The sequence below is a fragment of the Arthrobacter sp. MYb214 genome (genome assembly GCF_002979865.1).
Taxonomy (GTDB): Bacteria; Actinomycetota; Actinomycetes; order Actinomycetales; family Micrococcaceae; genus Glutamicibacter.
Genome location: NZ_PCPZ01000002.1, coordinates 627027 through 651598, shown reverse-complemented (window position 1 = coordinate 651598; position 24572 = coordinate 627027). Strand labels below are relative to the sequence as shown.

The 24572-nt window shown below is 66.6% G+C and carries 18 protein-coding genes; 5 read left to right on the top strand and 13 right to left on the bottom strand.

The window, feature by feature from the left end:
* Positions 1–126: 126 nt before the first annotated feature.
* From CQ012_RS08735 to argH, 4 genes are all read right to left on the bottom strand, one after another.
* A complete protein-coding gene (locus tag CQ012_RS08735) occupies positions 127–2409 on the bottom strand; it encodes a HelD family protein (RefSeq protein WP_105658123.1) in 2283 nt (760 codons plus the stop codon).
* Between the two features lie 248 nt (positions 2410–2657).
* A complete protein-coding gene (locus tag CQ012_RS08730) occupies positions 2658–3197 on the bottom strand; it encodes an adenine phosphoribosyltransferase (protein ID WP_105658124.1) in 540 nt (179 codons plus the stop codon).
* Positions 3198–3302: 105 nt separating this feature from the next.
* Positions 3303–4043, bottom strand: coding sequence for a maleylpyruvate isomerase family mycothiol-dependent enzyme (locus CQ012_RS08725; RefSeq protein ID WP_105658125.1), 741 nt, complete (start codon positions 4041–4043; stop codon positions 3303–3305).
* Between the two features lie 119 nt (positions 4044–4162).
* Positions 4163–5578, bottom strand: a complete 1416-nt coding sequence (gene argH / locus CQ012_RS08720; protein WP_105658126.1) for an argininosuccinate lyase — start codon at positions 5576–5578, stop codon at positions 4163–4165.
* Between the two features lie 252 nt (positions 5579–5830).
* Between argH and CQ012_RS08715 the strand changes: the two genes are divergently transcribed.
* Complete coding sequence (locus CQ012_RS08715; protein ID WP_105661899.1) at positions 5831–6382, top strand: macro domain-containing protein; 552 nt, start codon at positions 5831–5833, stop codon at positions 6380–6382.
* An 80-nt stretch (positions 6383–6462) separates the two neighbouring features.
* Here the strand turns inward: CQ012_RS08715 and CQ012_RS08710 are convergent, their stop codons facing one another.
* The 7 genes from CQ012_RS08710 to argC form a co-directional block, all read right to left on the bottom strand.
* Positions 6463–8316, bottom strand: a complete 1854-nt coding sequence (locus tag CQ012_RS08710; protein ID WP_146112935.1) for an HNH endonuclease signature motif containing protein — start codon at positions 8314–8316, stop codon at positions 6463–6465.
* Positions 8317–8415: 99 nt separating this feature from the next.
* Positions 8416–8919 (bottom strand): arginine repressor, encoded by a 504-nt coding sequence (locus tag CQ012_RS08705; RefSeq protein ID WP_105658129.1) that lies wholly within the window; start codon positions 8917–8919, stop codon positions 8416–8418.
* 1 nt (position 8920) lies between these two features.
* Complete coding sequence (argF, locus tag CQ012_RS08700; RefSeq protein WP_105658130.1) at positions 8921–9880, bottom strand: ornithine carbamoyltransferase; 960 nt, start codon at positions 9878–9880, stop codon at positions 8921–8923.
* A gap of 52 nt (positions 9881–9932) precedes the next feature.
* On the bottom strand, positions 9933–11192 hold the full coding sequence (locus CQ012_RS08695) for an acetylornithine transaminase (RefSeq protein WP_105661897.1): 1260 nt from the start codon (positions 11190–11192) through the stop codon (positions 9933–9935).
* Positions 11189–12124, bottom strand: a complete 936-nt coding sequence (gene argB, locus CQ012_RS08690) for an acetylglutamate kinase (RefSeq protein WP_105661896.1) — start codon at positions 12122–12124, stop codon at positions 11189–11191. Before argB ends, CQ012_RS08695 begins: the two co-directional genes overlap by 4 nt.
* 21 nt (positions 12125–12145) lie before the next feature.
* Positions 12146–13360, bottom strand: coding sequence for a bifunctional glutamate N-acetyltransferase/amino-acid acetyltransferase ArgJ (gene argJ, locus CQ012_RS08685; protein WP_105658133.1), 1215 nt, complete (start codon positions 13358–13360; stop codon positions 12146–12148).
* Positions 13357–14388, bottom strand: coding sequence for an N-acetyl-gamma-glutamyl-phosphate reductase (argC, locus tag CQ012_RS08680; protein ID WP_105661895.1), 1032 nt, complete (start codon positions 14386–14388; stop codon positions 13357–13359). The genes argJ and argC overlap by 4 nt, the downstream gene beginning before the upstream one ends.
* Before the next feature lie 181 nt (positions 14389–14569).
* Between argC and CQ012_RS08675 the strand changes: the two genes are divergently transcribed.
* From CQ012_RS08675 to ppk2, 4 genes are all read left to right on the top strand, one after another.
* Entirely contained in the window at positions 14570–15538 is a 969-nt protein-coding gene (locus CQ012_RS08675; protein ID WP_181149039.1) for a quinone oxidoreductase family protein, read from the top strand.
* 276 nt (positions 15539–15814) lie between these two features.
* Positions 15815–19750, top strand: a complete 3936-nt coding sequence (locus CQ012_RS08670) for a Pls/PosA family non-ribosomal peptide synthetase (protein ID WP_105658135.1) — start codon at positions 15815–15817, stop codon at positions 19748–19750.
* Between the two features lie 13 nt (positions 19751–19763).
* On the top strand, positions 19764–21065 hold the full coding sequence (locus CQ012_RS08665) for a M1 family metallopeptidase (RefSeq protein ID WP_105661894.1): 1302 nt from the start codon (positions 19764–19766) through the stop codon (positions 21063–21065).
* 131 nt (positions 21066–21196) lie between these two features.
* Entirely contained in the window at positions 21197–22093 is an 897-nt protein-coding gene (ppk2, locus tag CQ012_RS08660) for a polyphosphate kinase 2 (protein WP_105658137.1), read from the top strand.
* Between the two features lie 22 nt (positions 22094–22115).
* Here ppk2 and CQ012_RS08655 read toward each other — a convergent pair whose 3' ends face one another.
* Both CQ012_RS08655 and CQ012_RS08650 read right to left on the bottom strand, forming a co-directional pair.
* Entirely contained in the window at positions 22116–22796 is a 681-nt protein-coding gene (locus CQ012_RS08655; RefSeq protein ID WP_105658138.1) for a 4'-phosphopantetheinyl transferase family protein, read from the bottom strand.
* Positions 22796–24310 carry a DUF5129 domain-containing protein gene (locus CQ012_RS08650; RefSeq protein WP_181149038.1) on the bottom strand — a complete coding sequence of 505 codons (1515 nt, stop codon included), beginning with the start codon at positions 24308–24310 and terminating at the stop codon, positions 22796–22798. Before CQ012_RS08650 ends, CQ012_RS08655 begins: the two co-directional genes overlap by 1 nt.
* Between the last annotated feature and the right edge of the window lie 262 nt (positions 24311–24572).

Sequence of the window (24572 nt, the reverse complement as noted above, 5' to 3'; positions counted from 1 at the left end):
CTGTGATCGCACCGGGAGTTGGGGTTGCCTTCCCGGCGCATGGGTTTAAGGTTATCGCTTGGTGGCAGGCTCGTGCCACTTCCCCGGCCCGCCCCTTGGTCACATAGCCGACCCCGCGGTGCGCTGCTAGCTTTCCAGGCCTTCAGGCAGTTCGCGGGTGTGGACCACGCGCAGGCGCTGGGTGGTACGGGTCATCGCCACATACAAATCGCCCACGCCGCCGTCCACCTCGTCGACCAGCTCGGCCGGTTCCAGGATCAGCACGCCGTCGAATTCCAGGCCCTTGGACTCGCGCGCGGTGATCACCACGATGTCCTGGCTCAATCCGCCCGAACCGGCGCCAACGCGGTCGCCATGCACGTCCTGGACCGCCGCGCGGATGCGGGCCAGATCCTGCTGAGGCACGATGATCGCCTGCAGTCCCCCGGCCGAGTACTCCAGCTCCTCGCCCAGCGCGGCCAGGACCGCATCCTGGACTTCGGCCTCGGTGGTTTTGGTCAGCACCGGTGGCCAGTCGCCTTCGCGGACCGCCTGCGGGGTGGTGATCCGCAGGCCGGCGGCCTGGGCCACGCGCACCGCCGCGTCGGCGATCTGCGCCGGTGTGCGGTAGTTGACGGTCAGCTCTTCGAGCTCGAAGCGCTCACCGAAGAACGGCTCCAGGGCCTGGGACCAGCTGCTGGCGCCCGAGGCGGCCGAGGTCTGGGCGATGTCGCCCACGATGGTGAAGGACTTCATCGGGCAGCGGCGAACCAGCAGGCGCCACTGCATCGGCGAAAGCTCCTGCGCCTCGTCGACCACGATGTGCCCGTAGGCCCAGGTGCGATCGGCGACGGCGCGTTCGGCGGCCGTGAGCCGGGCCGCAGTTTCCTGGTTCACTCCGGCCACCTGCTCCGCGGTGACCACACCGTCGATGCCGGCGTTTTCCAGCATGGTGTGCATATTGCGCAGCGCGGCCTTGGCATTTTCCACGTCGGCCTCGTACTGGGCGGTGTGCGTGCCGGCCAGCGGGTCGGCGAACTCGCCGAGCAGCCCGGATGCCTCATCGAGCAGCGGCACATCGGCCTCGGTGAACGGCGAGCCGGCCCGGCGGTACAGGGCGTCGCGGTCCGTTTCCTTCAGGTGCGGGGCCGCGGCGGCCAAAAGGTGCGGGGTGGCGAACAACTCTGCCACCAGCTGCTGCGGGGTCATCGGCATCCAGCACAGGTTCAGCGCCACGCGCACATCGTGCGATTCGCGCACTTCCTGGGGCAGGTAGGAACGGTCGGTGGTCGAGGACTGCCCGGCCGATTCCTCCAGCTTGCGGCGCAGCTGTTCGGCCAGGTCCCCCACCAGCACCTTGACGAAGGTTTCGCGCGCCTCGTTGTAGGGCTTGTGGGTGTGGCGGGCGCGTTCGCGCGCGTTCTTGACCATTTTCGGGGTCAGGGTCAGGCGGGTTCCCTCCACCACCAGGGTGCGGGTTTCCGGAATCAGCCGCTGGCGGTTGCGCACCGCAGTGGCGATCACCCTGGCCATGGACAGCTGGCCCTTGAGCCGGGCGACGGTGCGGTTGGTTTCCGGCACGGCGTGGATGCCGTGGTAGAGCTCGCCCACCGAGGACATGACCACGCCGGTCTCGCCCAGCGAGGGCAGTACGCGCTCGATGTAGCGCATGAAGGAAGTGGACGGGCCGACGATCAGCACCCCGGCGTTCTTCAGCCGTTCGCGGTACTCGTAGAGCAGGAACGCCGCGCGGTGCAGGGCGACGGCGGTCTTGCCGGTGCCCGGACCGCCCTGGACCACGACGGCGCCGGGCAGCTGCGCGCGGATGATCGCATCCTGCTCGGCCTGGATGGTGCCGACGATATCGCCCATGCGGCCGGTGCGCTTCTCGCGCAAAGCGGCCATCAGCGCGCCCTCGCCGTGGTGGGTGTGCCCCTCATCCAGCCAGGTCTCGTCGAGCACGTCGTCCTCGATGCCGGCCACGGTCCGGCCCTTGAGCATCAGGTGGCGGCGGCGGCGCACCCCGCGCGGATTCAGCGCGGTCGCCTGGTAGAAGGGGGCCGCTTCGCTGGCGCGCCAGTCGATCATCAGCCGGTTCAGGTCCTCGTCGGACAGGCCGATGCGGCCGATGTAGCGAGGAGTGCCGGAGGATGAGCCGTTGCCGGCTTCCTGCCCCTGGCCGTTGGCTGCCATATCCAGGCGGCCGAAGACCAGGCGGTCCTCGACGGCGTCGAGCTGGGCAATCCGGTCCTCGTAGAGGGTGGCGAAAGAGTCGCGTTCGGACATGTTCTGGAAGGTGCCCACCGCCCCCTGGGCCCGGGTGCGCTCAAGCTGCTCCACCTTTTCGGCGCGCAACTCGTCCAGCCGCGCGTACAGGCGGCCCACATAGTCGGATTCAGCTAACAGATCGGCCTCGATCGTATCGGTCAACCCAGTTTCCCCTCGCGCTCAAAATGTGCCCCTGCGCAAAGCACAGGGCCCTACGTAAAACGGTTCCCACGTAAAAACACAGGACAGATAATGATACGCGCCTTTGGCCCGGCGCAGGTAATCGCGCGCACCGGTGCCAAGCGCTGGCCGGGCCCGCTGCCGGGCTGTTCGCCAGCGGCGTGGAAGCGTGGCGGTTTGTTACCTGCGCGCCGCTTCCCGACTGCCGCTTCGGCACCGCGCTGCCCGGCTCAGGAGTGGACGACCTGCAAGGAGAGCACCTTGTGCCCCGGCAGCTTGGCCCGTCCTTCGAGGCCATCGAGTTCCAGCACGACGCCGACGCCGGCGATCCTGGCACCGGTCTGCTCCAGCAGGCGGACCGCTGAACCCACGGTGCCGCCGGTGGCCAGCACGTCGTCGAGAATCAGCACGCGGGTGCCCGGGGCGATCTCGTCCTTGTGCACCTCCAGGCAACTGGTGCCGTATTCCAAGGTGTACTCGTCGCGGTAGACCTCGCGCGGCAGCTTGCCGGCCTTGCGGATGGTCAGCATGCCCTTCCCCGAGGCGTAGGCGGCGGCCGCCGCCAGCACGAAACCGCGGGCTTCGAGGCCCGCGACGATGTCGAACTGCCCCTCGAAGGGGGCGATCAGCTCGTCGACCATGCGGCGCAGGCCGGTCGGGTCGGCGAAGACCGGGGTGAGGTCCTTGAAGGAGATCCCTGGCTGCGGGTAGTCGGGCACGATCTCGCACAGTCGATCCAGCAGGTCGCTAATGCTCTCAGAAGTAGTCACGCCTAGTAATTTTAGTCCCTCCGCGCGCCGCACGCCGCACGATCGTGCATAATCATGAGCACATTTTGGGCGGTGTCCATGCGGTACGGCGGTTAACCATCCAGGCTAGCGGTTCATCAAGCGATCGCTGGGCCAGGGCAGCAGCTGCGGGTCCGCGGCCCCGTCGGCGGCCGCGGTAACCTGCACCGGCCCGGCCGCAGGGCGTCCGGCCATCCATGCGGCCAAGTCGAAATCGGCGCCCGAGAGCACCCACGATTTCGCCCCGTCCCCGAGCACCATCCGGGGTTTGCCATGCGGCTGCAGCACCAGACGGGTTCCTTCCGGAACGCGGGCTTCGAGCGCCCGGAACAGATGCGCGCTGAATGCCGGCGGCCAGCTGGCGGCCGGGCGCAGGAATTCGTCCAGGTCGGTGGCGTGGATCAGCATCTCTCGCCAGGTCGCGTACATCAGGTCCGCGGCCTTGGCCCCCGGGCGGTACCCCACCGGCTGCTCCCACGTGGCTTCGGCACCAGGCAGGGTGGCGCGCAACTGGGCCAACGCGTCGGCGGCCAAGGCGCGCAGGGACTCCGGGCGCATCAGCGCGGTCATGTTGATCGCCTCGATCCGGCCCTCGGCGCCCCCGTCGTACATCAGCGGCGGCCGCTGGGCTCCGGCGTTCTCGAACTGGCGCACGGCGGCCTTCGCGAAGGAGGCCAGATGCGCGATCAGCTGGGCGGTGCTCCAGCCCGGCAGCGAACTGGGCTTGCTGTACTGGGTGTCGGGAACCTCCCGCACCTGTACGGAAAGTTCATCCAATGCGGTGGTGACCTGCGCGATGAGTTCGGCAGGGGCCAGGAGTCGAGTCATGAATCACACTTTAGCGCGAACCGGGCGCAAATGCGCAAGGGCTCGAAGCCGTGGTTAACGCGCAAGCGGCCGCCGGGCAGGATTCTTCCCGCGCGGCGGCCGCTTGGCCCTGCCCGGTGCTACTTGGCCCAGGCCTTGATCTGGTCGAGCTGTCGCTCGAACTCGGCGAGCTGCGCTGCGACCGCGCTCGGGGCGGTGCCGCCCTGGCCGTTGCGGGCGTTCAGCGAACCCTCGGTGGAGAGCACCTCGCGCACCGCCGGGGTCAGATGCTCGGAGATGCCGGCGTATTCCTCGTCGGTCAAGTCCCACAGTTCCACGCCGCGCGATTCGGCCAGCTGCACCGCAGCGCCGGAGAGTTCGTGGGCGTCGCGGAACGGCACGCCCTGGCGGACCAGCCATTCGGCGATGTCGGTCGCCAAGGCGAAGCCCTGCGGGGCCAGATCCGCCATGCGCTCGGTATTGAAGGTCAAGGTGCCCATCATTCCGGCGACCGCCGGCAGCAGGATTTCCAGGGTGTCCGCGGCGTCGAACACCGGTTCCTTGTCTTCCTGCAGGTCGCGGTTGTAGGCCAGGGGCAAGGCCTTGAGGGTAGCCAGCAGGCCGGTCAGGTCGCCGATCAGGCGCCCTGCCTTGCCGCGGGCCAGCTCGGCGATATCGGGGTTCTTCTTCTGCGGCATGATCGAGGAGCCGGTGGAGAAGGAGTCGTGCAGCTTCACGAAGCTGAATTCCTTGGTGGCCCAGAGGATGACCTCCTCCGAGACGCGCGAGAGGTCAACGCCGATCATGGCCGCGATCCAGGAGAATTCGGCGAACACGTCGCGGGCGGCGGTGCCGTCGATCGAGTTGTGCACGGCCGAGTCGAAGCCCAGCTCGGCGGCGACGAAGTTCGGATCCAGGCCCAGGGTCTGGCCGGCCAGCGCACCGGAACCATAGGGCGACACGGCGGCACGCTTGTCCCAGTCGACCAGGCGCTGCACATCGCGCAGCAGCGGCCAGGAGTAGGCCAGCAGCAGGTGCGAGAGCAGGATCGGCTGGGCATGCTGCAGGTGGGTGCGGCCGGGCATCGGCGCATAGGGGTGCGCCTTGGCCTGCTCGACCATCGCGTCAAGGGTGTCGATCACGCCGCGGGCGATGATCCGCGCGTGGTCGCGCAGGAACATCCGGCCCAGGGTGGCGATCTGGTCATTGCGCGACCGGCCGGCGCGCAGCTTGCCGCCCAGGGCGGTGCCGGCGCGCTCCAGCAGGCCGCGTTCCAGCGAGCCGTGGACGTCTTCGTCGGTTGGCGCTGCGACATAGGCCTCGGAGATGACGTCGGCTTCGAGCTGGTCCAGGGCGGCGATCATGTCTGCCAGCTCGGCATCGGTGAGCAGGCCCGCGCGGTTCAGCACCTTGGCATGGGCACGGGATCCGGCAATATCGTAGCTGGCCAGGCGCCAGTCGAAGTGGGTGGACTTGCTCAGCGCTGCCATTGCATCCGCTGGGCCGCCGGAGAAGCGACCGCCCCAGAGCGATCCTTCATTTGTTGACGAGGCCATGGCCCGTTCCTTTCTGCCGGAGAAAAATGACGTTGCACCCTACTCTAGCAAAGCTTTATGCAATGTAACTCATATTTATGCAACGGTGTGCCGATTCATGCATCACATGCTTATCGCTGCGGCCTGCTCTGCGGGGCCTGGCTAGGCTCCGGAACACGCAGGAAACCTTAAGTTTTGCCTCTTCCAGTACTCAGCGCCCGGGCGTATGGTGTGATCATAGAGCCGATACGGAACGTTCTTCGGAGGTACCCAATGGAAATCCAGCTGTACCGGGGTGATATCACCACCCTTCATGTTGATGCCATCGTCAATGCGGCCAATCCTTCGCTGCTCGGTGGAGGCGGCGTCGACGGCGCGATCCATGCAGCTGCTGGTCCCAGCCTGCTGGCCGCCTGCCGGGAAATTCGGGCCAACCGCTACCCCGACGGGATTCCTTCGGGCATTGCCGTCGTCACCAAGGCCGGCAACCTGCATGCCAAGTGGGTCGTCCACACCGCGGCCCCCAACTTGGCGCTGATCAAGCCGAACCCCAAGATCCTCGATGACTGCTTCGTGAACTCCCTGTATGTCGCGGCCCGCCACGAGGCCCACTCGGTCGCGTTCCCGGCGATTGGCGCAGGGGCGTTCGGGTGGGATCCTGAGCAGGTTGCCAGCATCGCCCATGCAGCGATCAGCCGGTGGATCGAGACCAATAAGCATATTTCGCCGATCCACAAGATCATCCTGGTCGCGCATACCGATGAGGTCCAGGCCGCCTTCGAGCGGGCCTTCTCGCTGGATGCCGTGGAGGATATTGCCGCCTGACCGGATCCGAATGGCATTAACGCACGAACTCTGCCGCGCACTCCTAGTCGAGGGCGCGGCAGTTTTGCGAGGTCGGGCAGCTAGGTGCGGGCGAAATAGGTGTTGCGCCGCGGCAGCTGCTGCGGATCCAGATGCTTGGGCAGGATGACATGGGGCAGGCCCTTGATCTTGACCAGTTTCAGGTAGCCGCTGTGGACCATGGTGTGGTGCAGTGCGCAGAGCGGGCAGCAGTCCTGGAGTCGGGTATGGCCGCCCTTGGCCCACGGTTTGAAGTGGTGGAATTCGATCAGTGCCGGGTCTGCCGTGCAGCCTGGGACCAGGCAGCCGCCGTCCCGGTCGCGGGCGGCAAGTTTCATCCAGCGCGGGAAGAGCCGGGCGTCGCGTCCGATATCCATGATCACCCCGTCCACGTTGTAGATCGGGCTGATCACCTTGGCTTCGCACAGCATGGTGCGCAACTGGGGCGCGGAAATTCTCACGCCGTGCGCGCTGATGCCGGTGAGCGATGCGAGATCCTGGAGATCCTCGAAGCGCGCGTGCACCACGATTTCGGGGGTGATGCGCTTGCCCCGGCTGTCGGGGCCGATATTGCGCAGGATTGCATTCAGCGCATTGAGCCGGCGTTCGGGCACCGAACAAGTTGCCGGCAAGCCCGGCAGTGGTGTGCCCGGCGGGTTCGGCGGGTCGGGATCTGGCGTGGCATCATCCGCAGGAGCTGGCAGGCCAACGCCCGCCCAGTCCGGAGCAGGTTGGTCGCTGTTCCAGAGGTGCTCCGCGGGTTCTTCCCACTCGGCCTTGCCATCAGGCGCTTGCTGGCCGCCGTCGAATTCCGGGTCGGGGTCGGGCTCCGGGCCGGGGTGTCCGCTGGAAGACGGCTCTGCGGTATCGCCGTGCTCATCGCCGGAAGGGCTGTCGCTGGCGGCGCCTGCGGCCTTGCGGGCGGCGGCGCCGGCCTTGGTGCGCTTGTTGTCGGCCTGCGTGATCAGCGATTCCCAGAGTTCCGCGTCGATCTCCCGGACACGGACGATGAATTCATGGACCCCGTTGACCACCTTGCCGCGGAAGAGGCCCAGCTTCGGGGTCGGAGCCTGGTCGTGCGCGTCCTTGTACTCCTTGATCAAGCCATTGATGCGCTTCTGCCGGATGCGGATCTGGTCTTCCCTCAGGTGCGCGGCGGCATGCTCCTCCAGCAAGGTGCCGTCCGCGGCCTTGGCAGTGGCCGTGGTGGGCAGGCCGTCGAAGGTGGTGTCCTCGGGTTCGAACTTGTCCAGCGCGCGGGCGGTTTTCAGCACCTCGCGGGGATCCGGCGTGCTGTGCAGGCCCGGCAGGGCCCAGCCGGCCGGCGACAGCAAGGCCTCCGTGGACGGATCTGCGACTGGCGTGCCTGGCGCGGGGGTGCCGGCGAAGTGTTCTGCGAGCAGGGTGAAACGCGGGGCGCAGGCAGCACCGGCGATATCCTTGCGGGCGTGGACCAGATGGGCGTCCTTGACGCGGCGGTCGGCCTCGAAATAATTCACATCCAGCATCTGGGACAGGACGGTGGCCGCATCGAGGTAGAGGGTGCGGCCGGGCGCGAATTGCGCAGGGGCGCTGAAATCGGTGGTGCCCGCGCGCAGGTGGTCGAATTCGGCGAGGTCCAGGGAGTGGGCGGCGCTGGTCTCCACCTGGCTAGCCGCCATCACGACGGTGCGGGCGGCTTGCCGGCTGAAGGCTTCGGCGAAGTGGGCGTGGGCTAGCGCGAGGCGCGGATCGGCGCAGCCCGAGGCCTGGGCGCAGAGGTTCTGGAACAGGAACAGGCACGCTGCTTCGGCGCGCAGCAAGCTGGCGGCGTCCAGCGGGGTGCCGCTGGCCAGCTGCTGCGCCACGGTCCCCAGGCTGGCGGCCAGTGCGGGTCCCGCGGTGCTCGTGGCGCTGGCGCTCTGAAGTGGTTCCATGCCCCGATCATCGGGCGCCATCTCGACCGGCATGGCAAAGCCGCCGCGGACTGTGGAGAAGTTCGCGGCGGCAAGCGCCCGATGGACTGGCGGCGCCGGTCAGCGCGGCTCGGCCAGCTGCAGGAAGCGGGCGGCCACTTCGGCGCCGCCGTCGGCCGCGCGGGTGGTGACCATGATGGTGTCATCCCCCGCGATGCAGCCCAGGATCGAGGGCATCTGCGAGTGGTCGATGGCCAGGGCCAGCAGGTTCGCCGCGCCCGGCGGGGTGCGCAGCACCACGATATTCCCGGAGGCCTCGGCGGTGACCAGCTGCTCGGCGCAGATCTTGGCCAGGCGCGCGTCGAGCACTTCCTGGGTGATCGCGGTCTTCGGGGAACGGTCCCCGCCTTCCTGGCGCACCGCGTAGATCAGCTGCCCGGAGTTGTCGCGGATGCGCACCGCTCCGATTTCCACCAGGTCGCGCGAGAGCGTGGCCTGGGTGACTTCCAGCCCGTCGTCCTTGAGCAGGCCGAGCAGCTCGGCCTGGGACTTGACCGAGTTGTTGCCCAGGAACGCGCGGATGCGGGCCTGGCGGGCGGTTTTGGTGCTTGGCTGGGCGGACATCCTAGAGCTCCACTCGTGGATCTTCGGCCAGGCCGGAGGCGACCATCAGCCAGGCCATCACGGCCTTCTGCGCGTGCACGCGGTTCTCGGCCTCGTCGAACACGACCGACTGCGGGCCGTCGATGACCTCGGCGTCGATCTCGTAGCCGCGGTAGGCCGGCAGGCAATGCAGCACGATCGCGTCGTCCTTGGCCAGCTTCATGGCTTCGGCGGTCACCGAGTAGCCGGTGAACAGCTGCTGGCGTTCGGCCTTCTCGGCTTCCTGGCCCATGGACACCCAGGTGTCGGTGACGACCACGTCGGCGTCTTGCAGCGCGGCGGCGGCATCGGTGGTGATCGTGGCCGATCCCCCGGTCAGCGCGGCGCGCTGCTGCGCGGCCTCGATGATGCGGGCTTCGGGCAGGTAGCCCTCGGGGCCGGCGATGCGCACGTGCATGCCGGCGGTGACCCCGGCCAGCAGGTAGGAGTTGGCCATGTTGTTGGCCGCGTCGCCCAGGTAGGCCATGGTCAGCCCGGCGGTCTTGCCCTTGTGCTCGCGCACGGTGAGCAGGTCGGCGATCAGCTGGCAGGGGTGGTAGTCGTCGGATAGCGCGTTGATCACCGGAACCGAAGAGTTCGCGGCCATTTCTTCCAGGCCGGACTGGGCGAAGGTGCGCCACACGATGGTGGAGACCATGCGCTCGAGCACCTTGGCGGAATCGGCGATGGACTCCTTGTGGCCCAGCTGCGAATCGGCGGAGTTGATGATCAGCGGCGAGCCGCCGAGTTCGGCGATGCCGGCGTGGAAGGACACGCGGGTGCGGGTGGAGGTCTTGTCGAAGAAGACCGCGACGCTCTGCGGGCCGGCGAACGGCTGGTAGCCGTACTTGTCGGCCTTCATCGCCGCGGCCAGGTCCAGCACCTTGGACTGCTCGTCGGGGGTGAAATCCAGGTCGGTCAGGAAGTGGCGGGTTGCGCTCATGGTGTTAGTCCTTTGCTGTCGCAGGGGGTGGTCGCGAAGTTGCTGCCGGCCGCTAGCTGGCGGCCCTGATCAGCTGCGGCAGGGCCGCGATCAGGGTGCCCAGCTGCTCGGTGGTGATCACCAGAGGCGGGGCCAGGCGGATGGTCTTCTCGTCGGTGGCGTTGACGATGAATCCGGCATCCAGCGCCGCGGCAACCAGCTTCGGCGCGTTGGCGGATTCCAGTTCGAAGGCGGTGAGCAGCCCGGCGCCGCGCACGGCGGCGATGCCCTCGACGCCTGCCAGCTGCTCGCGCAGCCAGGCGCCGGTGGCGCGCACGTGGGCCAGCAGGTTCTGGGATTCGATGGTGTGGATGACGGCCAGGCCGGCAGCGCAGGCCACCGGGTTGCCGCCGAAGGTGGTGCCGTGGTCGCCCGGGGCCAGCCAGCGGGTGTTCTCCTCGCCGAACACGATCATCGCGCCGATCGGGAAGCCTCCGCCCAGGCCCTTGGCCAGCGTCATCACATCCGGGATCACCGGGGCCGAGGCGAAGAACGCCCCGGTGCGGCCCATGCCGGTCTGCACCTCGTCGAAGACCAGCAGGGCGCCGGCTTCGCGGGTGATGTCGCGGGCGGCCTGCAGGTACTGCGCGGAGAGCATCTTCACGCCGGCTTCGCCCTGGATCGGCTCGATGAAGACCGCCGCGACGGTTTCGTCCACCGCGGCACGCAGCGCGTCGATGTCCCCGGCCGGGATCCAGCTGACGTTTTCGGGCAGCGGGGCGAAGGGCGCGCGGTACTTTTCCTTGTAGGTCAGCGACAGCGCGCCCAGGGTGCGGCCATGGAAGGAATGCTCCAGGGCGATCACCTTGGTGCGCGGGGCCTGCGGCGTGCCGGCGTTGCGCCGGGTCAGCTTCAGCGCGGCCTCATTGGCTTCGGTGCCGGAGTTGGCGAAGAAGACCTTGGAGCCGGCCGGGGCGGCGGAGATGTCCAGCAGCTTCTCGGCCAGCGCGATCTGGCTGGGGGAAGTGAAGAAGTTCGAGACATGGCCCAGGGTGGACAGCTGGCTGCTGATCACGGAAGCCAGCAGCGGGTGCCCGTGGCCCAGGGTGTTGACCGCGATGCCGCCGAGCAGATCCAGGTACTGGTTGCCATCGGCGTCCCAGACATGGCAGCCGGCCCCGCGCACCAGCACGCGCTGCGGGGTGCCGAAGACGCCGAGCAGGGAGCTGGAGTAGCGTTCGGCCAGGGCGGCCGAGGACAGCTGCGCCAGCCCGGCAGCGTCAGCGGTTCCAGCCAGGGCGGAGGAGGTGGTTTCAGCGGCGTGCTCGCTCACTTGGCGTCCTTCTTTTGTGCGGAGGCCGGGAGCACCTGGGTGCCCACGCCGGCGGTGGTGAAGATTTCCAGCAGCATCGAGTGCGGGGCGCGGCCATCGACGATGTGGGCCTGGCCCACGCCCCCGTCGACGGCTTTGAGGCAGGCGCCCATTTTCGGGATCATGCCCGATTCCAGGGACGGCAGCATGGTGCGCAGCTCGTCGTTGGTGATCGAGCTGATCAGCGAGGACTTGTCCGGCCAGGCGGCGTACAGGCCCTCCACGTCGGTGAGGATCACCAGCTTGGCGGCGCCCAGCGCGGTGGCCAGCGCGGCCGCGGCGGTATCCGCGTTGACGTTCAGCACCGCGCCGGTGGGCTCGCCGGATTCGTCGAACTCCGGGGCGACGGTGGAGATGACCGGGATCATCCCGGCATCCACCAGCGAGTCCACCTGGTCGGTGCGCACGGTGGTGACCTCGCCGACCAGCCCCAGGTCCACGGGCAGGCCGTCCACGACCGTGCCGGTGCGCACTGCCTGCAAGGTGGCGCCGTCCTCGCCGGACATGCCCACCGAGTAGGGTCCGTGCGAGTTGATCAGGCCGACCAGGTCGCGCTGCACCTGGCCGGTGAGCACCATCCGCACCACGTCCATGGCTTCGGGGGTGGTCACCCGCAGCCCGCCGCGGAATTCGGAGTCGATCCCGAGGGTGTCGAGCATCCTGTTGATCTGCGGTCCCCCGCCGTGCACCACCACCGGGTTGATCCCGGCGTGGCGCAGGAACACGATGTCCTCGGCGAAGGCGCGGCGCAGATCGTCGTTGACCATCGCGTTGCCACCGTATTTGATGACCATCGTGGTCCCGGCGAAGCGCTGGATCCAGGGCAGCGCCTCGATGAGCGCTTCGGCCTTGGACTGGGCGATGCCCAGGTTGGTGCGGGCGGTGTGGGCCATGGGAGTGTTCCTAGTTTCTGCCTAGCTGGAGTAGGCGGAGTTCTCGTGGACGTAGTCGTGGGTCAGGTCGTTGGTCAGCACGGTGGCTTCCTCGGTGCCCGCGTTCAGGTCGATCTCGATCAACACGTTGCGTTCTTCGAGCGAAACCAGGCTGCGGTCCTCGCCCACCCCGCCGTTCTTGCAGACCATCACGGAGTTGATCGACACGTTCAGCTCATCGGGTTCGAACGCGGCCTTGGTGGTGCCGACCTCGGAGAGCACCCGGCCCCAGTTCGGATCCTTGCCGAAGACCGCGGTCTTGACCAGATTGGAGCGCGAGACGGCCTTGGATACTTCCAGGGCGTCGGCCTCGGTAGCGGCATTGAAGGTGCGGATCGCGATGGTGTGCTGCGCGCCCTCGGCGTCCTCGATCAGCTTCGCGGCCAGCTCGCAGCAGGCGTCGGTCAGCGCCGCGGTGAACTCGGCCAGGTCCGGGGCGGCGCCCGAGGCGCCGGAGGCCAGCAGCAGCACGGTGTCGTTGGTGGACATGCAGCCATCGGAGTCCGCGCGGTCGAAGCTCATCGCGGTGGCGGCGCGCAACGCGGCATCGGCCTGTGCGGAGGTCAGCACCGCATCGGTGGTGAGCACCACCAGCATGGTGGCCAGCGCCGGGGCGAGCATGCCCGCGCCCTTGGCCATGCCGCCGATGATGACCTGGCCGGAGCCCGGTGCCCCGACGATACGGGAGACCAGCTTCGGCACGGTGTCGGTGGTCATGATGCCCGCGGCGGCCGCATCGGCCGCGTTCTGGTCGTCGGCCAGCGCCCCGGCGGCAGCCTGGACCCCGGGCAGCAGCTTGTCCATGGGCAGCTGCATCCCGATCAGCCCGGTGGACGCCACGGCCACGTCGCCGGCGGAAACCGAGAGCAGCTGCGCGGCGTATTCGGCGGTCTTGTGGGTGTTCGCGAAGCCTTCGGCGCCGGTGCAGGCGTTGGCCCCGCCGGAGTTGAGCACCACGGCGTCGATGCGGCCGTCGGCCAGCACCTGCTTGGACCAGTGCACCGGGGCGGCGGCCACGCGGTTGGAGGTGAATACGCCGGCGGCGGTGAACTGCGGGCCGAGGTTTTTGACCACGACCACGTCGTTCTTGCCGGTGGACTTCAGGCCTGCCGGGACGCCGGCGGCGGCGAAGCCCGCCGGTGCGGTGACCCCGGTGGCGGCAGCGGATGGGTGGGTGTTGGTGTGCGCGAGGCTCACGGTGCAACTCCTTGCATGAGCAATCCGGTGTTTTCTTCCAGTCCCAGTGCGATGTTCATCGACTGGACCGCGGCACCTGCGGTGCCCTTGGTGAGATTATCCAGTGCGGCGGTGACGATCACGCGGTTGGCGTGGGTGTCGAAGGCCAGCTGCAGCTGGACGTGGTTCGATCCCTGCACCGCCCCGGTGGTCGGCCATTGGCCCTCGGGCAGCAGGTGCACGAAGAGCTCGTCGGCATAGGCCGCGGACCAGGTTTCGCGCAGCTGCGCTTCGCTCACCTCGGGCTTGGCCTTGGCGGTGGCGGTGGTCAGGATGCCGCGCGGCATCGGGGCCAGGGTGGGGGTGAAGGAGACGGTGACCGGTTCGCCGGCGAGCTGGGAGAAGCCCTGCTCCATTTCCGGGATGTGGCGGTGGGACCCGCCCACCCCGTAGGTGCTCATCGAGCCCATGGTTTCGCTGCCCAGCAGGTTGGGCTTCAGCGACTTGCCGGCGCCCGAGGTGCCCGAGGCGGAAACGATGACCACGTCGTCGGCTTCCAGCAGGCCAGCGGCGAAGCCCGGAGCCAGGGCCAGCTGCGCGCCGGTCGGGTAGCAGCCCGGGACGGCCACGCGCTTGGTGCCCACCAGCTTTTCGCGCGCACCGGGAAGTTCGGGCAGGCCATAGGGCCAGGAGCCGGCATGCTCCGAGCCGTAGAATTTCTCCCAGGCCTCGGCGGATTCCAGCCGGTGGTCCGCGCCGGCGTCGATGACCAGGGTGGATTCGGGCAGCGCCGCGGCCACGGCGGCCGATGCGCCGTGCGGCAGGGCCAGGAACACGACGTCGTGCCCGGCGAGGTTTTCCACGGTGGTGTCCAGCAGGACGCGATCGGCGAGCGCATGCAGGTGCGGGGCGATCGAGCCGAGCCGCTGCCCGGCCTGCGAATGCGCGGTGATCGCGCCAATCTCTACTTCTGGGTGGGCCGCGAGGATGCGCAGGACCTCGCCACCGGCGTATCCACTGGCGCCGGAAACAGCTACTGAAATCGTCATGACCTGATTCTACCGCGAATTATTCATGCAGGCTAATAAATATTCATAAAATTCTTCGTCACGTAACCCGACATCCGCCCCACGGTGCCCGCGCAGCGCTCCGAAGTCCTAAACTGGCCCTGGAGACCGTCCCGGCATCGCGTGCCGGGATCGAAACACGCAGCTTAAGGAGCGCGGCACTATGCAGCAGCAAGCCATTGTGGTTCACGAACCGACCGATGCCAGCGGGCTGGTCCCGGATCAGATCCCGGTCCCTGCCCCGGGCCCGGGCCAGCTGCTGGTGAAGGTCGCGGCCACCGGCGTGAACTTCATCGAAACCTACCAGCGCAGCGGCGTGTACACGGTGGACTACCCCTTCACCCCGGGCAGCGAATTCTCCGGCGTGGTGGAGCAGATCGGCGAGGGCGTGCAGAAGTACCAGGTGGGCGACCGGGTGGCCACCGCCTCCGGCTCCCGGGGCTACGCCCAGTACGCGCTGGTGGAAGCCAAGCGCGCGGGCAAGGTGCCCGATGCGGTGAACCTGAGCATCGCCGCCGCGCTGCCGCTGCAGGGCATGACCGCGCACTACCTGGTGCATTCGAGCTACATGGTGCGCTCCGGCGATACCGTCTTGACCTACGCGGGCGCTGGCGGCGTGGGCCTGATCCTCACCCAGCTGCTCAAGCTCAAGGGCGCCACCGTGATCACCACCGCCTCCACGCAGGAAAAGAAGGACCTGGCCAAGGCGGCCGGAGCCGACTACGTGGTGGATTACGACCAGGTGGCGGACACCGTCGCGCAGGTCACCGGCGGCGCGGGCGTGCACGCGGTCTACGACGGCATCGGCAAGGACACCTTCGAGACCTCGCTGGCAGCCCTGCGCCGGCGCGGCACCCTGGTGCTCTTCGGCGGGGCCAGCGGCCAGGTCCCGGACTTCAACCTGCAGCGGCTGAACGCCGGCGGTTCGCTGAGCGTGACCCGGCCGAAGCTCGATGACTTCCTGGCCACCGAGCAGGAGCTGCACTGGCGCTTCGGCGATATCTTCGGCTGGGTCGCCACCGGGGACATCGATGTGCGCATCGGCGCCGAGTTCCCGCTGGCCGAAGCCGCCGCGGCCCATGCCGCGCTGGAATCGCGCGCCACCACCGGCAAGGTCATCCTGGTTCCCTAGCGATGGCCGGGCATCCGCAGGCTGGGCATGCCGGCATCTGCCCCGAGAGCACCGGGGCGATGCCGGCATTCACCGCGCGCTCGTTGCTGCCGCCGGTCCGCAACAGTTGAGAGATGCATGACACTTCAATCAGATTTTTCCGCTCTTAACCCGTAACACGCTTTAATGGTGACTGGAACCCTTGCGTTCCACCCCTCCAGGATCCACTTCACTTCTGGGACGCTCTCCCCCAGCGACCCATCTTGCACTCATAGTGAAGGGACGGATCCGATCAGCATGGACAACGAACGAACTCCAGCGCCGGATGCACCAATCCATCCACCCCAGTTCCCCTCCGGAACCCTGGCGCCGGCTGCGCGCACCCTCATGGACATCCTGCAGGCCACCGCCCAGGCTCATCCCGATGCGCCGGCCATTGACGACGGCGAACGCGTAGAGAGCTACGCGGAGCTGCTCGAAGAGGTCAAGAACAAGGCCCGGCGGCTGCATGCCCAGGGCCTGGGCGCCGGCGACCGCATCGGCGTGCGCGTTGAATCGGGCACCCGGCACCTGTATGAATGGATCCTCGCGATCATGTGGGTTGGGGCCGCCTATGTCCCGGTCGATGCCGATGACCCCGACGAGCGCGCCAAGACCGTGTTCACCGAGGCCGAAGTCGCGGGCATCATCAAGGGACGCGATACCGTCGTGGCCGATAGCCAGCGCCCCAAGCCCTTTGCGAACCCGCGAATGCCTGGACTGGAAGATGACGCATGGATCATCTTCACTTCCGGTTCCACCGGCAAGCCCAAGGGCGTCGCGGTCACCCACCGTTCGGCAGCGGCCTTCGTGGATGCCGAAGCGAAGATGTTCCTGCCCGGCGATCCGCTGAACACCACCGACCGGGTGCTCGCCGGACTGTCGGTCGCCTTCGATGCCTCCTGCGAGGAAATGTGGATCGCCTGGCGCAACGGCTCCTGTCTGGTCCCGGCCCCGCGCGCCCTGGTGCGCAGCGGCATGGACCTGGGCCCGTGGCTGATTTCCCGTTCCATTACCGCCGTTTCCACCGTGCCCACCCTGGCGGCGCTGTGGCCAGCGCAGGCCCTGGACTCGGTGCGCCTGCTGATTTTCGGCGGCGAGGCCTGCCCGCCGGAACTGGCCGGGCGGCTAGCCACCGAAGGCCGCGAAGTCTGGAACACCTACGGACCGACCGAAGCGACCGTGGTAGCCTGCGGCGCCACCATGGACGGCAGCGTGCCGGTACGCATCGGCCTGCCGCTGGACGGTTGGGATCTGGCGGTGGTTGATACCGAGGGGATCCCGGTCGCCGAAGGGGAATCCGGGGAGCTGATCATCGGCGGCGTGGGACTGGCCCGCTACCTGGATCCGGAAAAGGATGCCGAGAAGTACGCGCCGATGCCCACCTTGGGCTGGGAGCGCGCCTACCGCTCGGGCGATATGGTCATCAATGACCCGCTGGGGCTGATCTTCATCGGCCGCGTGGATGACCAGGTGAAGATCGGCGGTCGGCGTATCGAGCTGGGCGAAATCGACGCCGCGCTCAACTCCCTTCCCGAAGTTTCTTCCGCGGCGGTAGCGGTACGCGAGACCGCCACCGGCAACAAGGTCCTGGTCGGCTACCTGCAGGCAGCGGAAAACTACGATCTGGGGGCAGCGCGCACCCGCTTGCTTGCCGACCTGCCAGCGCCGATGGTGCCGATCCTGGCGGTGATGGGCAGCCTGCCGATGAAGACCAGCGGCAAGGTGGACCGCAATGCGCTGCCGTGGCCGTTGCCGGGCGCCGAACTGGCTGCCGAGGGCTCCGGCCTGCCCGAGCTCGATGAGACCGGGCAGTTCCTTGCCGAAGCTTGGCGCGGCGCGCTGGGCGCTTCGGCCGCCGGCCTGGACGCCGATTTCTTCGCTTCCGGTGGCGGGTCGCTGGCCGCGGCCCAGCTGGTTTCGGCACTGCGTGCCTGCTACCCGGACCTGACCGTCGCGCAGCTCTACGACTACCCGCGTTTTGGCGCACTGCTCGAATACCTCGGCAGCCAGCAGCAATCCGCGACGCCGGCGCAGCCGCGCATGGTCAAGCGCACCCAGCGGGGAACCCAATGGGCGCAGTCCCTGGCCGCCGCGCCGCTGTTCATCCTCTCGGGCCTGCGCTGGTTCACCTACCTCATGCTCGGACACCTGTTGCTGGTGTTCCTCGGTGTTTTCGAGGCGCACCTGCCGACCCCGTGGTACGTGCTTGCCGGCCTCTGGCTGGTCTTCGTGACCCCGGTAGGGCGCATGGGCCTGTCCATCGCGGCCACGAAGCTCTTGCTCCGCGGCTTGAAGCCGGGGACCTACCCCCGCTCGGGTTCGGTGCACCTGCGCCTCTGGGTGGCCCAGCACATCGCCGACGTGGTCGATCCGGTGTCCTTGGCGTCCGCTCCGCTGCTGCCTTGGTATGCGCGGATGCTCGGTGCGCAGATCGACCGCACCGCGACCATGCACACCCTGCCACCGGTCACCGGCATGCTGCGAGTCGGCCCCGGAGCCTCCATCGAGCCCGAGGTGGATATCTCGGGCTACTGGATCGACGGGGACAAGCTGCACGTGGGCACCATTGAGATCGGCGCCCACGCCTCCATCGGCGCCCGCAGCACCTTGGCCCCCGGGGCAGCCATCGGTGCGCACACCATCGTTGAAGCCGGATCCGCGGTCTACGGCCAGGCCCGCAGCCATTCCCGCTATGCCGGTTCGCCGGCGCAGCGCGAAGGCAAGGCCAAGCCGAAGTGGCCAACGCAGGAACCGGAGCACAAGGCGCTGCCCCGTATTCTGGGCGGCATCGGTTCCATGGCGTTGAACCTCGCACAGTGGCTTCCGGTGATTGCCGCGTTGCTGGCCATAGCCCCGGTACTTGGCAGCGCGCAATCGCTGGCCGGGATCGGCTGGCGGTTCATTCCGGCCGTGCTGCTGGGCGCCACCGTGTGGTTCCTGGCCACCATGGTGCTGACCATCGTTATTGTCCGCCTGCTTTCCATCGGCCTGGCAGAGGGGTGGCATCCGGTCACTTCCCGCGTTGGCTGGCAGGCCTGGGCTACCGAACGCGTCTTGGATACCGCCCGCGACCTGCTCTTCCCGCTCTACGCCTCGCTCTTCACCCCGATCTGGCTGCGCCTGCTCGGTGCCAAGGTGGGCCGCGACGTGGAGATCTCCACGGTGCTGCTGATTCCGAAGATGACCACCATTTCCTCGGGTGCGTTCCTGGCCGATGACACCATGGTTGCTTCCTATGAGCTCGGTGGCGGCTGGATGCACATTGCCCCGGTTCGCGTGGGCAAGAAGGCCTTCCTGGGCAACTCCGGCATCCTGCATGCCGGGCGCCGGGTGCCCAAGCGCTCGCTAATCGCGGTGCTGTCGGCCACGCCGAAGAAGATGAAGGCCGGCACCTCGTGGATCGGCTCGCCCCCGCACAAGCTGCGCCGCACCACCGTGGAAGGCGAATCGGATCTGACCTACCGCCCAACCCTGAAGCTCAAGGCGATGCGGGCGGGGTGGGAGCTGACCCGTGGCCTCGCGGTGTTCACCACGGTCGGAATTGCCGGCGGCGTGCTTTGGGCGCTGTCCGCCTTGACCGCCTACTTCAACCCGCTGGTCGCGATCCTGCTTTCCGGCGCGGTGCTGGTCCTGGCCGGAGCAGTCGCCGCCCTGGTGGCGGTCGCCGCCAAGTGGCTGGTGGTTGGCGTGATTCGCCCGGGCGAGCACGCATTGTGGAGTTCCTTCATATGGCGCACCGAAATGGTGGATTCCTTCACCGAGCTGGTCTGCGCCCAATGGTTCGCCCACTTGGCTTCGGGCACCCCGGCCTTGGTCTGGTTCCTGCGCGCGCAGGGGGCAAAGATCGGCCATGGCGTGTGGTGCGAGAGCTACTGGTTCCCGGAAGCGGACCTGGTGACATTGGAAGACCACGCCACGGTGAACCGCGGCAGTGTCCTGCAAACCCACCTGTTCCACGACCGGATCATGTCCATCGACGCGGTGTCCCTGGGCGCCGGGGCAACGCTCGGCCCGCACAGCGTCATCCTGCCCGCCGCGCGGATCTCCGAAGGCACCACCACCGGGCCAGCCAGCCTGGTGCTGCGCGGCGAGGTGCTTCCGGCAAATACCTACTGGCGCGGTAATCCGGCGGTACGCTGGAACATCGAACCCGAGACCAAAGCCGAGCAACCGGCTGACCAACAACCCTGAGGATTCCCCGCCGATGCCCCACCGCATACTCGATGAGTACACCAAGCACCATGGGTCCCCGACGTACACGGTGGAGCACTATGACCTGTCGTTGGTCATCAAGCTCGCCAGCAACCTGCTCGATGGCCGGGCCATGCTGCGCATCCGCGCCTTGGAGGATATCAATGAGGTCGCGTTGAACCTCAGCGGATTGAAGATCATCAAGGCCACCTGCCAGGGGCGCAAGGTGCCGGTGGCAAAGAAGCACCACCGGATGGTCGTTTCCCTGCCAGCAGTGGTGAAAGCCGGCGAGCGCGTGGAGCTGAACCTGCGCTATGCCGGCAGCCCGCAGGCAGAAAACGGGCTGTGGGGCGAGCTTGGCTGGGAAGAGCTCACCGATGGCATCCTGGTCTCCGGCCAGCCAGTAGGCGCCTCGACCTGGTACCCGTGCAACGACCACCCCAGCCACAAGTCCAGCTACCGCTTCGAGATCTCGGCGGATGCCGGCTACCGCGTCGTGGCCAATGGCCAGCTGGTGGACCATCGCCGTTCGGCCAGCCGCGAGACGTGGGTCTACGAGCAGCGTGAGCCGATGGCCAGCTACCTCGCCACCGTGCAGATCGGCCGTTATAGCCAGATTCCTTTCGATGAAGGCGGCCACCTGGTGGCCTACTCGGTTCCGGGAACCGAGGTGCCGGTGCGCGGCGCGTTCGCGAAGCAGACGGCGATGGCCGAGCTGTTCGAGCGGAAATTCGGCCCGTACCCGTTCGAGAGCTACAAGATCGTCGTGGTCGATGACGAACTGGAGATCCCGCTCGAAGCCCAGGGCTTGAGCATCTTCGGCAAGAACCACTTGTCGCTGCAGTGGGAAGCCCAGCGCCTGATCGCCCACGAGTTCGCGCACCAGTGGTTCGGCAACTCCCTGACTCCGGGGCGCTGGAAGGATATCTGGCTCAACGAGGGTTTCGCTTGCTTCAGCGAATGGGTGTACTCCGAAGAAGCCCAGGTGATGGCGTTGGACGAGCGTGCCCGCCACGCGTGGGCCATGCTCGAAGGCTTGCCGCAGGACTTCATGGTCGGGGACCCCGGGCCCCAGGACATGTTCGATGACCGGGTGTACAAGCGCGGAGCGCTGGCCCTGTATGCGCTGATGCGGCGGCTGGGCGAAACGGACTTCTACACGATGCTTCGCCAATGGACCGCCACGCATCAGCATTCGACGGTGAGCACGCAGGAATTCGCTGACCTATTGGGCCACTACGCACCGGCGGAAGAGATCCAGGACATCCTGGACGCATGGCTGTTTTCCGAGGCGCTTCCGCCCTTCCCTGCCTGATCGGCGCACGGTGCCATGATGTTCCGGCCAGGTCCGCAGGGCTGTTGTCCTTCATCACAAATAACCCTCTGGCTTGGTCTTGTTCAGCATTTGTTCACAAGCTGTTCACCGGATGGCTCTACGGTCATTGCATGACTGTAGAGATCCCCCTGCTCGATGAAGCCTTCCAGGGCTATTCCGTCCTCGATAACGACGATGACGATCCGGTGCTCGTCCGCGCCGATGGAAGCATCGTCGATACTTGGCGGGAGAACTACCCGTATTTCCAGAAACTGGATCGCGCCACCTACGAGGCTGAAAAGCGGGCACTGCAGATCGAGCTGCTGAAACTGCAGAAATGGGCGAAAGCCCATGGCCGCCGGATCATGATCGTTTTCGAAGGCCGCGATGCGGCCGGCAAAGGCGGCACGATCAAGCGTTTCACCGAACACCTGAACCCGCGTGGCGCCCGCGTGGTGGCCTTGGAAAAGCCGAGCGAGCGCGAGTCCACCCAGTGGTACTACCAGCGCTATGTGCAGCATTTCCCCTCGGCGGGCGAGATCGTGCTCTTCGACCGCTCCTGGTACAACCGTGCCGGCGTCGAACGCGTGATGGGATTTTGCACCGAAACCCAGGTGGACCACTTCCTGGAGCAGACTCCCGCCTTCGAGAAGATGGTCGTCGACGAGGGCATCGACCTGGTGAAGTTCTGGTTCTCGGTGTCCGCCAGCGAGCAGCTGACCCGATTCACCATCCGCCGCATCGATCCGGTGCGCCAGTGGAAGCTCTCGCCCATGGATCTCGAGTCCCTGGATAAGTGGGAAAAGTACACCCAAGCCAAAAAGGAAATGTTCCTCAAGACCGATACGGAGCATGCACCGTGGACCGTGGTGAAGTCCAACGACAAGAAGCGCGCCCGGTTGCAGGCGATGCGCCACGTGCTGAACCTTTTCGAGTACAAGGGCAAGGACCACCACCTGGTAGGCTCCCCCGATCCGAAAATCGTGGGCCGCGCGGCCAAGGTGATTACCCACGGCGAAGAATTCTAGATCCGTTCCCGGTGCACCGCTGCTAGGGAACGATGACGCAGGTCCCCAGCAGCCCTTGGCCGCGCGGTCCTTCGGCGATCCAGCGACCGCTCATCGATGCGAGAGCATGCTGCGCGGCAACCGGTCCCGTAGCCCGGATTCCGGCGTGGAAACGGTGGGACTGCGCATCGACGCGAATCTCGCATTCCAGGAAATCCAGCCACTGCCTGGTCAGTGGGAACCACGCCTTGAAGATGCTTTCCTTGGCGCTGAAAATCAGCCGGTCCCAGGCGATGCCCGGATGGTGCGCCGATAGCTCGGCGGCCATCACCTGCTCTTCGGGAAGCAAGATGATGTCGAGGATTTCTGCCGGCAGCGGAGCATGCAGTTCGGCGTCGATGCCAAGGCCGCGAATATCGCTGGTGGAGGCTACTGCCGCTGCACGGAAGCCAGCGCAATGGGTCATGCTCCCCACCACGCCAGCTGGCCAGATCGGTGCCCGTTTTTGATCTGGAACCAAGGCAACGCCCGCATAGCCCAGTTGTGCCAGCGCTCGGCGAGCGCAGACACGGACAGTACGGAATTCCTGCTGCCGCTCAGGCACCGCCTCGGCGATGTACCGTTCTTCTTCCCCGTAGGATCGGCCGTCTTCCAGCTCGGTACGCGACTGGACCACATGTACCGAAGACGGCAGCAGCTCTGCGAAGATATCGTTGCCTTCCATCAGAAGCGCGAAGATCCGCCAGCGCCGGAGAAGCTTCCGCCACCAGAGTATCCGCCGGAGACTCCGCCCGACGAGCTCGCTGCTTCACGCGACTCAGCCACTGCGCTGACGCCCGCGGAATATCCGTGGTGGTAGCCACCCACGCGCCAATACATCGATGCGGGATTCAAAACGTCCAGGATGGTGCCGGAACGGCCGTCATATGCCCCGGATTCATAGCGGGATTTCTTCAATGCCGATTGCATGTCGGCCTTCTCTTCGGCACTTTCCGCATACACTTCGATTTGAGCTTGGGCGAAGACATCCAGCTTTTCGGTCAATTCGGCACGCAACTCCGATAATCCATCGAGCGCTTGATCCACCGTAATCGATTCTTCCTTCAGCTGCACTGACAGTTCGCCGAGCTGCGTGGTTGCCATTTCCCGGTAGGAAGCCAAGGCGGCCGCGCTGCCCATCAATTCCGGCTCTACGTCGTTGAGCAACTCCCTGATCTCGTCGAGGTCCTCTTCTAGCGGCTCGGTCTGGGCATGCCACGCCTCTTCCCAGGATGCTGAACGGGTATAAAGCGCCGCCGCGGCGATGATGGCGTCATCGGTCAGGTCCAGGGACTGCGCTGTTTCCCGGAACTCCTTGGCGAAGCGAACGCCTTCGGAGCCGGACCGCTCCTTCTTGCCCGAGTCTTCCAGTGCCTGCTGCGCTGCAAAACAAGCACGGTATTTGGCCATGAACTTGGTGAAGCGCTGCTCCAGCTCGGCTGCATGCCCTGAAGCCGACGGCAGCGTACGAGCCGCCAATTCGGTTTCTTCCAGATCCATCGTGACGTTGGTCAGGTGCAAGGTCCCCTGATGCAGTTCTTCCGCGAAAGTTTTCCGACGCGTTGACCGAGTGTGCAGTGCGACGCCGCCGATAATGGCAGCCACGAGGCCTCCGACGCCCGTGGATATCCACAAGGCCGGGTGCTGGTACCAGGGCCGATTCATGATCACGGCCGCCTGATCGGCTACCGCAATGACGCCGTCGGTCCACCGGGATAGATTGAAGTCGTCGTAGCCGGCTTCGTGGATGCTCTCCATGGAGCTCTCTGAGACCTTGCGGTCTTCGCCGAAGTACGTGCCGATCTGTCCATCTCCTTCTCCTTCGATGGACAAGGTGATGATGAACAGGCCGTCGGCCCAGTAGTCGCCGTAGTCTTCGGGCTTTCCTGATATCCATTCCGGATGGGATGACTTGGCGTATTCCAGCGTCTTGGTGTTGATGTCATCGGAGTATTCTCCGTTGCGGGCGTAGATTGCCACATCCGTGGGCTCGTTGAAATCGAGCTCGTCCAGTGCGTCACGCAGCCGCTGCTCATTGAGCTTGCCGGTGGAATCCTCGATGGTGACCGATTCCAGGTTCTGCCCGGCCACGACCTGCACACCGGTGGCAGCTTGCGCGGCAGGCAGGGCGCCAGCCAGCCCCAAGGAAAGTGCCGCTGCGGTACCGGCTATTCGAATGCTCCGGGTTCGTGGGCCCACGATGCGTCTCCTTCTTTCGAGTTCCGGGTTATCTCCGGCTGATGGCCTTTCTCCTATCCTAGCGAGCCGGGGTGTGGCATCGATCATCCTTAAGACGGCTTTCGGCGCTTTGGGGCCGCAACGCGCTTGTTCCAACCGGGATTCGCCGAAAAGTGATGGATTCCTCAAGCAGGTGCATTGCATGCCTATTCATGCCTAATCAACGGATGGGAATCCTCCGGGCACGGGAGGAAAAAATGATCGATTGGTTTGAACTGGACAG

What these genes read in the sequence shown, in the direction of transcription:
- CQ012_RS08725 (WP_105658125.1), bottom strand. Translation starts at nt 4,043, where the DNA reads ATGACTCGACTCCTGGCCCCTGCCGAACTCATCGCGCAGGTCACCACC.
- argH (WP_105658126.1), bottom strand. Translation starts at nt 5,578, where the DNA reads ATGGCCTCGTCAACAAATGAAGGATCGCTCTGGGGCGGTCGCTTCTCC.
- CQ012_RS08715 (WP_105661899.1), top strand. Translation starts at nt 5,831, where the DNA reads ATGGAAATCCAGCTGTACCGGGGTGATATCACCACCCTTCATGTTGAT.
- CQ012_RS08710 (WP_146112935.1), bottom strand. Translation starts at nt 8,316, where the DNA reads ATGGAACCACTTCAGAGCGCCAGCGCCACGAGCACCGCGGGACCCGCA.
- CQ012_RS08705 (WP_105658129.1), bottom strand. Translation starts at nt 8,919, where the DNA reads ATGTCCGCCCAGCCAAGCACCAAAACCGCCCGCCAGGCCCGCATCCGC.
- argF (WP_105658130.1), bottom strand. Translation starts at nt 9,880, where the DNA reads ATGAGCGCAACCCGCCACTTCCTGACCGACCTGGATTTCACCCCCGAC.
- argB (WP_105661896.1), bottom strand. Translation starts at nt 12,124, where the DNA reads ATGGCCCACACCGCCCGCACCAACCTGGGCATCGCCCAGTCCAAGGCC.
- argC (WP_105661895.1), bottom strand. Translation starts at nt 14,388, where the DNA reads ATGACGATTTCAGTAGCTGTTTCCGGCGCCAGTGGATACGCCGGTGGC.
- CQ012_RS08675 (WP_181149039.1), top strand. Translation starts at nt 14,570, where the DNA reads ATGCAGCAGCAAGCCATTGTGGTTCACGAACCGACCGATGCCAGCGGG.
- CQ012_RS08670 (WP_105658135.1), top strand. Translation starts at nt 15,815, where the DNA reads ATGGACAACGAACGAACTCCAGCGCCGGATGCACCAATCCATCCACCC.
- CQ012_RS08665 (WP_105661894.1), top strand. Translation starts at nt 19,764, where the DNA reads ATGCCCCACCGCATACTCGATGAGTACACCAAGCACCATGGGTCCCCG.
- ppk2 (WP_105658137.1), top strand. Translation starts at nt 21,197, where the DNA reads ATGACTGTAGAGATCCCCCTGCTCGATGAAGCCTTCCAGGGCTATTCC.
- CQ012_RS08655 (WP_105658138.1), bottom strand. Translation starts at nt 22,796, where the DNA reads ATGGAAGGCAACGATATCTTCGCAGAGCTGCTGCCGTCTTCGGTACAT.